At 51.4% G+C, this 10,634-nt stretch carries 9 protein-coding genes, 1 pseudogene and 1 riboswitch; of the genes and pseudogenes, 4 read left to right on the forward strand and 6 right to left on the reverse strand.

Going from position 1 to position 10,634, the window contains the following annotated elements:
- Positions 1-91: 91 nt before the first annotated feature.
- The 4 genes from FH603_RS26855 to metE form a co-directional block, all read right to left on the reverse strand.
- Entirely contained in the window at positions 92-433 is a 342-nt protein-coding gene (locus FH603_RS26855; protein ID WP_186742210.1) for a hypothetical protein, read from the reverse strand.
- Positions 430-837, reverse strand: coding sequence for an acyl-CoA thioesterase (locus FH603_RS26860; protein ID WP_186742212.1), 408 nt, complete (start codon positions 835-837; stop codon positions 430-432). Before FH603_RS26860 ends, FH603_RS26855 begins: the two co-directional genes overlap by 4 nt.
- Positions 815-1,087, reverse strand: a complete 273-nt coding sequence (locus tag FH603_RS26865) for a cysteine-rich CWC family protein (protein WP_186742214.1) — start codon at positions 1,085-1,087, stop codon at positions 815-817. The genes FH603_RS26860 and FH603_RS26865 overlap by 23 nt, the downstream gene beginning before the upstream one ends.
- 106 nt (positions 1,088-1,193) lie before the next feature.
- Positions 1,194-3,527 carry a 5-methyltetrahydropteroyltriglutamate--homocysteine S-methyltransferase gene (metE, locus tag FH603_RS26870; RefSeq protein WP_186742217.1) on the reverse strand — a complete coding sequence of 778 codons (2,334 nt, stop codon included), beginning with the start codon at positions 3,525-3,527 and terminating at the stop codon, positions 1,194-1,196.
- Positions 3,528-3,759: 232 nt separating this feature from the next.
- A riboswitch (cobalamin riboswitch) is annotated at positions 3,760-3,980 on the reverse strand.
- Positions 3,981-4,218: 238 nt separating this feature from the next.
- Here metE and FH603_RS26875 point away from each other — a divergent pair.
- The 3 genes from FH603_RS26875 (at position 4,219) to FH603_RS26885 (ending at position 8,610) form a co-directional block, all read left to right on the forward strand.
- Positions 4,219-4,617 carry a hypothetical protein gene (locus FH603_RS26875; protein WP_186742219.1) on the forward strand — a complete coding sequence of 133 codons (399 nt, stop codon included), beginning with the start codon at positions 4,219-4,221 and terminating at the stop codon, positions 4,615-4,617.
- 759 nt (positions 4,618-5,376) lie between these two features.
- Complete coding sequence (locus FH603_RS26880) at positions 5,377-7,740, forward strand: TonB-dependent receptor (RefSeq protein WP_186742220.1); 2,364 nt, start codon at positions 5,377-5,379, stop codon at positions 7,738-7,740.
- A gap of 66 nt (positions 7,741-7,806) precedes the next feature.
- Complete coding sequence (locus tag FH603_RS26885) at positions 7,807-8,610, forward strand: DUF4198 domain-containing protein (RefSeq protein WP_186742221.1); 804 nt, start codon at positions 7,807-7,809, stop codon at positions 8,608-8,610.
- Positions 8,611-9,104: 494 nt separating this feature from the next.
- Here the strand turns inward: FH603_RS26885 and FH603_RS26890 are convergent, their stop codons facing one another.
- Both FH603_RS26890 and FH603_RS26895 read right to left on the reverse strand, forming a co-directional pair.
- On the reverse strand, positions 9,105-9,506 hold the full coding sequence (locus FH603_RS26890) for a transposase family protein (protein ID WP_186742222.1): 402 nt from the start codon (positions 9,504-9,506) through the stop codon (positions 9,105-9,107).
- Complete coding sequence (locus FH603_RS26895) at positions 9,503-10,003, reverse strand: hypothetical protein (protein WP_186742223.1); 501 nt, start codon at positions 10,001-10,003, stop codon at positions 9,503-9,505. The genes FH603_RS26890 and FH603_RS26895 overlap by 4 nt, the downstream gene beginning before the upstream one ends.
- 251 nt (positions 10,004-10,254) lie before the next feature.
- On the opposite strand from FH603_RS26895, the pseudogene FH603_RS28465 reads away from it, so the two are divergent.
- Positions 10,255-10,634 (forward strand): annotated as a pseudogene (locus tag FH603_RS28465) (hypothetical protein); the annotation flags it as partial.

Raw genomic sequence — 10,634 nt, forward strand, 5'->3', positions numbered from 1 at the left:
AAGCCATCAAGGAGCAGGTTAAGCTAGTAGAGGAGGATCCTAAACTAGTCCAAAGCTTCTTCCGCAAGAAAGAAGTAGCCTTTATTACAAATTAATGCTCACCTCTATAAACGGTTTCGATGCTATCAATCAGGGTCTGTAGCGAACGCAGTTCCCCGGCAATGGGTGAGCCGAATCCGTGGCTAAGTTGTTCTTTCACGCAGTTCCACTCCGCTGCTGACAGCACCACCCCGTCGGAAATGAAGTTGACCAGGTCGGTATGCGCATCACCGCAGTCAGTGGTATCCATCATTTTCCGAACGATCAGGTGCGGTTTCAGGCAAGCACCTACCAGGCGGATTAGTTCCTGCCGAACGTACTCGTCCAGAATTGACGCAGGCACCTGCCCTTCGGTATCGGCCTTTTTTAGCTGAACAGACGCGGTGTATTTCATGATAGAACGGGAATCGGGTTTCGCTGGTCATCCAGGGCCACAAACGTAAATGAGCCGTGAATGGCCCGGTGCCGCTCCAGGGCGTACATCTCCTCCACGAAAATCTCGACGCTAATTCGCAGACTGGTGTTGCCCACGTGTTCCACGCGCCCCACCAGTTCGATGAAGGTACCCGCCGGAATGGGTTGGGTGAAGTTAATTTTATCGGAAGATACCGTGACCATGCGCTTACGGGCGAACCGGGTAGCGGCAATGAAGGCTACTTCGTCCATCAGTTGCAGGGCCGTACCACCAAAAAGCGTGTCGTAATGATTGGTCGTATTGGGAAATACTGCTTTGAACACGTGCGTTTCAGCGTCGGCGATGCGATGAGCAAGTGAATCAGCGGGGAGGTTCGTAGCCATAAAGAAGTTTGGTGATGGCCCGATCATATTCGAGCCGGTTGTAAGCGGTGCGCAGGGTCAGTAGACAGTCAGGGCATAAACAACCCCTAAACTGTTCGTCGATGTACTGTCGTTGGGCTTCGTTGAGGACCACCGCCTGGCACGGGCACAGATTGATACTGCCCACACGGCATTCGAGCGGCTGCTGACAACGCGGGCAGCTAACCTGCTCGTGTTTCCGACGAGGGTCCGAGCCGGGGGTAGCGTTCATGTGTTTTCGGTTTAGCGTGAATGACTTTGTGAATCTGCCAACGGTACCCTCAGCACAAAACCTGTCGTGCGTTAACAAGCCCTAAACGCACGACAGGTACCGCGGCTTAAGCCGGTTCAGCGATCTGCTGGCGAATCTGCTGAGCCGCCCGAACCATATTGGTCAGGGCCTGAGCCGTTTCGGGCCACCGGCGGGTTTTTAAACCGCAGTCGGGATTGACCCACAGATTATGGGCCGGCAAAACCGCCATGGCTTTGTGCAGCAGACCGGTCATTTCCGCTACGGTGGGTACGCTGGGACTGTGGATGTCATATACGCCGGGGCCGATCTCGTTGGGATAGTTGAAATCGACAAAAGCGTCCAGCAGTTCCATCTGAGAACGGGATGTTTCAATCGTGATCACATCGGCATCCAGGGCGGCAATGGCTCCCATAATGTCGTTAAACTCCGAATAACACATGTGGGTATGAATCTGCGTCGTGTCAGCTACTCCCGACGCGGCCACACGGAACGCCCGCCCCGCCCAATCTAAGTAGGTCGCCCAGTTTTCCCGGCGCAGGGGCAAGCCTTCGCGGATAGCCGGCTCGTCAATTTGAATAATCCGAATGCCGGCAGCGGCCAGATCGACCACTTCGTCGCGGACGGCCAGGGCCAGTTGCAGACAGGTATCCCGGCGGGGCTGGTCATCGCGCACGAACGACCATTGCAGGATCGTCACCGGCCCCGTCAGCATCCCCTTCACGGGTCTGTCCGTGAGCGACTGGGCAAACTGCGTCCAGCGTACGGTCATGGGTTGGGAACGGGCCACGTCGCCGAACAGAATGGGCGGTTTCACGCAGCGCGAGCCGTAGCTCTGTACCCAGCCGTTCGCACTGAAAGCAAAGCCATCGAGCCGTTCGCCAAAGTATTCGACCATATCGTTGCGCTCAAATTCGCCGTGCACCAGCACATCCAGCCCAATATCTTCCTGCCAGCGGATGGCTTCGGTAATCTCGGTTTCGATGAACTGGTCGTAGTCTGCCTGGCTTTGTTCGCCTTTCTTGAGTTTGGATCGGTTGGTCCGTATCGCTTCCGTCTGCGGAAAGGAGCCGATGGTCGTGGTCGGAAACAGGGGTAGATTCAACTGCTCCCGCTGTACGGTCTGCCGCTGCGCAAATGGGCTGCTGCGTTGGGCATCGGTATCGGTCAACGCCCGGACGCGGGCCTGCACGGTGGGTCGGTTCAGCCGGGCCGACTTAGAGCGGGCTGCCAAAGCCGCCTGATTGCTTGCTAGAGCCGCCTGGGCTTCCGGGCTTTCCGGGTCGCTGATGAGCGTGGCCAGGGTAGCCACTTCGGCTAATTTCTGCCGGGCAAAAGCCAGCCACTGCTTTACTTCGGCGGGTAGGCTCTGGCCGTTAGTTTCCAGCGTCAGATCGCACGGCACGTGCAACAGCGAGCAGGACGGGGCAATCATGACCCGGTCAGCCCCTACTGCATCAATTGCCCGTTGAACAAGGATTTGCGAGCGATTCATGTCGTTGATCCAGATATTTCGCCCATCAACCACGCCCAGCGACAGCTGCATTGGCCGCTCGGTGAAGTCAGTTTGCAGGATGTCGGCCAACTGGCTGGGACAGCGTACCAAATCCAGATGCAGGCAATCGACAGGTAGCTGGATGACGGCGTTAAGATTATCGCCGTAGCATTCGAAGTACGAAGCCAGCAGGAATTTAAGGGTCGGGAATCGTTGCCGCAGCCACTGGTAGGCCGTGGCAAACGCGTCCTGCTGCGGCTGGGTTAGGTTGAGCGACAAGCCGGGTTCGTCGAACTGAATCCAGTCAGTCCCCTGCGCCTGCAACCGGGTCAGTATTTGTTCATAAATGGGAAGCAGCCGCTCTAAAAGGTCGAGCCGGTTAAAGCCGCTGTCTTTCTCCTTCCCCAGCAGTAGATACGAAACCGGTCCCAGCAGCATGGGTTTCGGCGTTTTACCCAGCACCTGCCGGGCTTCGTCAAATTCGGTAAAGAGTTTATCCGACGACAAGGTAAACGTCTGATCGGCCCTGAATTCGGGAACGATGTAGTGGTAGTTGGTATCGAACCACTTGGTCATCTCCATCGCTTTCAGGTCCAGTCCCTCCTGTTGGTACCCCCGCGCCATGGCAAAATACAGGTCGGACGGATACGTAGCTGACGGGCTGGTTTCCAGCAGGGGCGCGAACCGGTCGGGAATGGCCCCAACGGTGAGCGACATATCCAGCACCTGATCGTAGAACGAAAAATCGTTGCAGGGAATAAGCGCAATGCCCGCCTGCTGCTGGGTGAGCCAGTTGGCCTGCCGGATGGCCAGGCCCGTTTCCTGAAGCTGTTGGCGGGTAATGTTACCGGCCCAGAATTGTTCGCTGGCTCGTTTGAGTTCGCGGTGGCTCCCGATTCGGGGGTAGCCCAGATTGTGTGTCTGCATAAGACGTGTTTAAAGGGGTTTTTAAAACGCCTTCGAAACACCCACCCGCCAAAAAACAGGAGGATTTACAAAGTCAGCGAATACCGCCAACACCCAGCCGCCTAGTTCCTGCTATTCGCGTTACCGCAGCACAGGAATTGCGCACAGAGCAATTCGTTCCGAAAAGAACGATTGGTGGTACCCAAGAATTTTATAAATCAATACGTGAACCAGGCCCCAAAACGTGAGGGCTTAGCCATTGAGAAGGTCGGCAAGTCTCCTGGCTCGTATCATCGGTGCCGCCCTTCTCATCCATCCAGGACAATGGGCCTTGTTGGGGCAACGACTTGTTTCGCGGACGAAACGGACACTTACAGTAGCACGTCTGCTCGTGATTTTCACACGATTCCTTTTTTAATTCCTGTGGTCCAGCGCGAAAGCATGACCACCGAAACCGACCATCCGATTGACGGGTATTGCAAAGAACGGGGCAAAGGTAATCAGAATTTAAGACGGAGGATCATAGTGACCCGCAACCACGACGGTCGGCTACAGCCGTGAGATCCTTCTAAAGAGACCCCAATTGGTGTGTCTCTTTAGAAGGATCTCACCATGAATCTGTTCAACTCTCAATTACGTGTACCCAGTAGGGTGGACTTGATATCATCAGTTTTTGACTAACTTGCTGCCCTTCCGTACTTACGCTCATCTTATGTCAGCCCGTCCTTGGATTGCCATGCTGCTCCTAATCAACTACCTGCTGGTGGCGGGGATGGACTGCGTGAACCGCCCTCAGGATCAGATGGAACGGGTTCGGGTGCTGATCAGTGAAGAGGGGCACCAGTATCAGCAATGCCGCTACATGCGCATGGACGCGCTGGAAACCTTTATGCTGGAATCCATGGCCAGCCGCTGTCAGAGTGCCCATGATATGCCCCCGCACCACGTGATTTTGGTGGTAAGCACAATTAGTGTCCATACGCTGGCTCAGGCAACTGAATATCTCTTGCCCCCCGCCAGCAACTGGCTGGAAAAGCCGGTTTTCACATACCAGGCTCGTAGTTCGACCAGCGTCCAGGTGGTTCTCATTCTGCCGCCCCGGCAAGCCTAATCGGGATACACTCACAAAGTTACTCTCTGCCTAACCGGTTTGACCTGTAGCCTGCCCCCCGGCAGTTTGCAGCGTATACATTTATCTCCGGTTTTAGCTGTTCAGGCTCTCTTTGTGTACGCTCCTCAGCGTATTCCTCTGGGGTTTGCCCCCCTTTCACTTACGTGCCTTCTTCATAAGTCAGTTGACCTCTGCGGTCGATTATCTGACGTAGCGACCCGCGATGGTTCATTCTACCGGCTGGAAGTGGCACGTAATTGTGGTGCACTTCGTGGCTCAGCCAGTCTCACTCGACCGGCCCACGGGCTGATTCAGCTTTCTGATTTACTCAAACGTGAAAATAAGATCGTCGGGCAAGAGTCGGCCTTTTGGGCTGACTCCTCTTTACCAAACTTTAGTCTCGGGTTTTGTACCGTCGTACCCCTACCTATCAAAAACTATGGCTTCTTCACCGTTTTTCTTTTCAGGTGACCAATCAGATCCGTTGTCAGACGCTCTCGACCAATTCTAATTTACCCGGTCGGTTAAGAGCGAGCCGTACTGCCTTGCTTTTCAAGATTTTCAAAACTTGTCAGATCTTGTCAGGCATCTGAATGCAATGACGCAGGGTGAAGAATTGTAAGCATGATACAGTCTTTACTTCTAGACCCGCTCTGTTGCTTTATACATGACTTAACCACCGACGCAACGGGTTAGATGGCTTCTCAGCTACTCATAAAAAGGATCATCCCCATCTCAGAATCATTAACTGATTATCAAATGAAATCCAACTTTACGCTTATCCTATTGACCCTACTCGGCATCACCGGCTATTGCTACGCGCAGAATGGCAGTGTGACCGGTTACATACAATCTGCGGATAAAGAGCCGCTGAGAGACGTCTCGATCCGCCTTCAGAACACGACGCAGGGCAGCCTGACCAATAAAGATGGCTATTTCGTTATTCGCCAGGTTCCGCCCGGCGTATACACATTATCAGCGTCTACACTGGGTTATTCCGCCCTAAAACAGAACGTCACGATTAGTGCTAATAAAACCACTCAACTTGACCTCCAGTTATCCGAAGATCGCCGGGAGCTGCAGGAGGTAACCGTCGTGAGCCGAAAGACTCAGTACAATACGGATCATTCGTCCGTAGCCACCCGGACCGATGTCCCCTTGATTGAAATACCACAATCAGTACAGGTCATCTCCCCGCAAATCATCAGGGACCGGCAGGCCTTTACGCTCAATGACCTGACTCCGCTGATGACCGGTGTTAAGGCCAATAATGCCATGGGTGGTTTCAGCTTGCGCGGTTTTACCGGATACAACCCCAATGATGCCAGCTTCACCACGTTTAATGGCATCCGGGGCACGCTGTATCTGTGGAGTCAGCAGCCGCTGCTTTATAATATCGAGAAGGTGGAAGTACTGCGTGGACCGGCATCGGTGCTGTTCAGCGAAGGTATGCCGGGTGGGGTAATCAATTTCGTGACCAAGAAGCCCCAGGCCCAAAAGCGGTTTGAGTTCACGGCGGCTTACGGGAGCTGGCATGCGGCCCGTTTTTCAGCCGATGCCACTGGCCCGATTACTAAAGATCAGAAGTTGCTGTACCGCGCCATTGTTGGCTACGACCGGACTAACAGTTTTCGGGACTACCAGAAAGTAGAAAATATCTTCGTTGCGCCCTCGCTAACCTATCTCTTTTCTCCGGCTACCAACGTAACCTTAGAAGCCAATTACGCCCACGAAAACAGCGTGCAACAGTACGACCGGGGTACGTACGTAAAAGACAATAAAGACGGGACCTACGACTTTAACTACTACCCCAATAACCTGACGGTGCAAAGCCCGTCTGATTTTGGAAAGACCACGAACACGTCACTGACGATGACGTTCAATCACCGGTTTAACCAGAATTTATCCCTCGCCGTGGTGCAGCGGTACGTACGCAGCCAGTTCAACTTTGCGGACCATTTTGTGAGCGGTGCCATTCGTAATGATTCCGTCAGCCGGTCCTATTCCTATTGGGATTATGACCAGTTCAATGCCCAGACTACGGCGTACCTGAATTATAAAGTGGCAACCGGCAAAATTCAGCACACCATTCTGGCCGGGGTGGACTTCAACCGGTTTGGTTGGTACAAGAACGATTACCGCAGTTCGCCCACAACCCGTATTGCCATACTCCAGCCCAATTACAGCAATGACGTGCCCGCACCAAACCCCAAGGTTGACTATTATGACGACAACAAACAGGCAACCAATTTGATTGGCGGCTACGTGCAGGACCAGATTAGTCTGAGCCAGAAACTAAAAGCGTTACTCTCGATTCGGTACGACTCCTACTCCCTTATCCAGACCCCGTTATCCAAACGGGATGATGCACAGGGCGACGCATCCGAGGCCACCGCCTGGGTACCCCGGTTTGGGCTGGTGTTTTTACCACTACCCACCGTTTCGTTTTACGGCAGCTATACCAAATCCTTCGCACCCCAGTTGTCCAACAGTGGTGGGGCGGGTGGCCCTTTCCCGCCAAGAACTGCCGAGCAGTTCGAGGTAGGCTACAAAGGCGATTTCTTCAGTAACAGATTATCGACTATGGTTTCAGCCTATACTATCGACTACACCAATATTCTGGCCCCGGACCCGTCTGCTACGAATCCAAACCGGAAAGCGGTAGTACCCGGAACGCGCAGTCGGGGTGTGGAAGCAACGGTGCAGGGCAATCTCAAAAACGTCAGTATTATTGGCGGTTATGCCTACAATAACCATGTACTGCTGTCGAATAGCTCCATTGGTAAGGAAGGTTTCCAGTACGTGAATGCCCCCCATCACATTGCTAACGCCTTTATCAACTACCACTTTACGGGTAATCTGTTGAAAGGAGCGGGCATCGGCATCGGTGGTCGCTACACCAGTGATCATGTGGGTAATCTGTCGAATCAGAATTTCATTGTTCCGGCATCAACGGTACTGGATGCGGTGGCGAACTACGCCGTTCAGCGGGTCAATTTCCAGCTCAACGTGTATAACCTCACTAATGCCCGCTATTTCAATGGCGGTTTGTCGCGCAACACCGTGGCTTCGTTGGGGAATCCCGTCAACATCAGGGTGGGCATTTCCTATCTGATCTACTGACCTAACCCATTTTATCACCCCCTGCCGCGCACGTTCCTGCGCGGCAGCAAATAACTCAAAGAAAGAATGAAAACAAACCGAGTCCTTACCGTTGTTGGACTGCTGCTGTTAGGCAGCATCGCTTATGCCCACGAATTCTGGCTTGAGCCGACTAAATTTCTGCTAAAGAAAAATGAGCAGGTCCTTATCAACATGATGGTTGGCGAAGACTATCAGGGGGAACATTCTAACGGGCACAAATACAAAATCTTAAAACTGGATCATTTTGCAGGCACCACGAAAGAAGACATTCGGAGTAAAGTAACCGGCGATAGTTTAAGCCGTGTTTCTGTGTCCTTTGCCACCAGCGGTAACCACCTGATTGCCTTTGCCAACAGCAGCAAATTTATTGAACTAAAAGCGTTGAAATTTAATGATTACCTGCGCTCCGAAGGGCTGGATAATGTTCTACGGCTTCGGGAACAACAGGGCGATACGATGAAATCGGGCAAAGAGCGGTATCAGCGGTGCGTAAAAACGCTAGTTCAGGTAGCTGGAAAGTCCGACGATACGTACGCCCTCGATACGGGGATGCCGCTTGAAATCATACCCGGCAGTAATCCTTACTCCATAGGATCAACGGACCGGGTCACCTTCAGGATACTGTTCAACAATGCCCCCTTATCGGATGGGTTAGTGCTGGCCTGGCACGCTAAAGATGGCCGTACCACCCACACAAAACTCCGCAGCAACAGTCAGGGCGAGGTAACTTTTCCCATTGAGCGAAGTGGCAAATGGATGATCAGCACCGTTTACATGATACCCAATGTGAACCAAGCGGAGTCAGATTGGCAAAGCTACTGGGGCAGCTATACCTTCGGCTACTTCTAAACGAACGGTTCCGACTGGGTCCACGCTACAAACAGCCATTGGTCGTAGCGCGACCCCAGCCGGAACTATTGAATTAATCAGGTGATTTCTCAAGTACATTAATTAACACTAAAAAGCCGCACCAGTTGAATCTGAGCGCGGCTTTTTTGACAAATGATTTCATCGGTACACGTAAGCGATTAGATAATCTATTCAAGCACCGCTGGACACATACAGTCCGCCGTTCTGGGCTCGGCTTCTTTGTTTGGTTATACCCTATAAACGTTCGTTTGCTTGTGAACAGAGTCATAATCTATTGGCTATTACCCAATTTCACAACCACGTCAAAACAGTACTTTAGCGCTATATGGGCTATAAAAAAAGTCAGTACCTGCCTTTTTGATTTTTGTACTTTTCATGGTAAGCGTTCACAAAAGGCAAGGTTTTCGTGAATGGTTTCAGAGCTGGATGGCATGGATCGACTTGAGTAGTATTGTTGTGACGGTGATAATGAGTTAGTTAGAGAGGTAAAAGTTCCATAGTCCGGCACACACTTCCAAAGTCGTATCGTAGGTTTGACAATCGTGAATCCGCAGCCTATCGGATAAAATACGATACTGCTTCAGCCCACCAATAGCGTGTTCGACATAAATCCGTTCAGATGACTTTTGACGATTCTGCGCCTTGTCTTCAGCCGTTAGTTCTTGCTTACAGGGTTTCTTTTTGGGTAAGATAACCGATTGACAATCATAGTCTTTGCCAAAACCTTGATAACCTAAATCCAACCGTACCCGATGGCTGGTGAACCAATCCCAATAAGGTGGAAATTCATGTTTCAACATTCGATAATCATGACTCTTACCCACCCAACAGCGGCTCACGTAATGGATGTACCGATCAGCGGTTGTGATAATCATGGATTTGACGGTGTGGGCTTTTTTTTGCCGCTGTACATCAGCTTTTGATAGTCAGTATCGCCAGGCCTTTGTGTACGTTGTTCGGTGGTATCAATGATAATGGTACTGTGTTTAAAGAAGTAGGCTTTGAACTCCTCTACGCTTTGAAATTTACGTTTGGGCGCATAGCCATTCTTGGCCAGCGTGTGTTGTAAGACCTCAAGGCCCAAGGTCTGTAAGCATTTGGCTGTCGAGCCATCCATGCCTGTCACTAAACCGATCAAATCATAAGTAAGGCCTGATTTTAGCGAAAACAGGGTGAAAAAGAGCAGTTCTGTACAGGTGCTTAGATGGGGTTCCTCCGGGCATTCGGCTTGCCGTTGCTGAATGGTTTTACCAAATAGGGTCTGATATCCATTTTCAACAAGCAGCACTAATTTAGCAAACCGTTTCTGGTCCAGTCCGGTAGCTGAACGCCATTGGCGTTCATTCTTCAAATCATCAATGGACAACTTCATACGACAAAATTAACCCGTCACAACAAGTCTAGTAGTAACCTAAACCATATATCCATTTATTTTAGGGTCTCCATGAACGAATTCTTCGTGCGGCTTTTTTAGCTGTAACTTATTGTTGTGCCGAATTTTAATAGTCCACTAAAGATTACACGACAAGCTTTTATTGGACTATTTAGCTCTTGACCCGTCCTAAAATCGAATGATTGTGCGGGTACCATTGAATACCCAGGACAACAGGAGTAGGGCAGCTTGTGCTTTTTACGTATCTTGTTACAGCTTCAGTAATAAGCTCATCAACTTATAGTGGTACACATCAGTCCTTCCTAAAATCTGGGCTGGAATGGATTATAAACAAAGAAAACGTCCAGTCATTTGGCGTTCACACTCAGGATCACCAGTATCTCATCGACCATTTGAGGCAGTATGGCATAACGTCGGTAGCCATGGAAAGCACCGGCAGTTACTGGCAAACCCTGTTCAATGCCTTACAGAAAGCTGGCTTTGAGCCGGGCCGCCCTTTAGAGCTTGTTGGGGAATTGATAAGGACTGGTAGCCGAGTCAACTTTGTATCGACCAAGAAACAAAGTAATGACCAAACAGTGGCAACCACTGACCGACTACCAGTGGGCAG

This window comes from Spirosoma utsteinense (genome assembly GCF_014282275.1).
In the GTDB taxonomy this organism is placed as follows: domain Bacteria; phylum Bacteroidota; class Bacteroidia; order Cytophagales; family Spirosomataceae; genus Spirosoma; species Spirosoma utsteinense.

Bases quoted from the DNA above. Each gene is read 5' to 3' on its own strand.
- FH603_RS26855 (WP_186742210.1), bottom strand. From the start codon at position 433: ATGAAATACACCGCGTCTGTTCAGCTAAAAAAGGCCGATACCGAAGGG.
- FH603_RS26860 (WP_186742212.1), bottom strand. From the start codon at position 837: ATGGCTACGAACCTCCCCGCTGATTCACTTGCTCATCGCATCGCCGAC.
- FH603_RS26865 (WP_186742214.1), bottom strand. From the start codon at position 1,087: ATGAACGCTACCCCCGGCTCGGACCCTCGTCGGAAACACGAGCAGGTT.
- metE (WP_186742217.1), bottom strand. From the start codon at position 3,527: ATGCAGACACACAATCTGGGCTACCCCCGAATCGGGAGCCACCGCGAA.
- FH603_RS26875 (WP_186742219.1), top strand. From the start codon at position 4,219: ATGTCAGCCCGTCCTTGGATTGCCATGCTGCTCCTAATCAACTACCTG.
- FH603_RS26880 (WP_186742220.1), top strand. From the start codon at position 5,377: ATGAAATCCAACTTTACGCTTATCCTATTGACCCTACTCGGCATCACC.
- FH603_RS26885 (WP_186742221.1), top strand. From the start codon at position 7,807: ATGAAAACAAACCGAGTCCTTACCGTTGTTGGACTGCTGCTGTTAGGC.
- FH603_RS26890 (WP_186742222.1), bottom strand. From the start codon at position 9,506: ATGATTATCACAACCGCTGATCGGTACATCCATTACGTGAGCCGCTGT.
- FH603_RS26895 (WP_186742223.1), bottom strand. From the start codon at position 10,003: ATGAAGTTGTCCATTGATGATTTGAAGAATGAACGCCAATGGCGTTCA.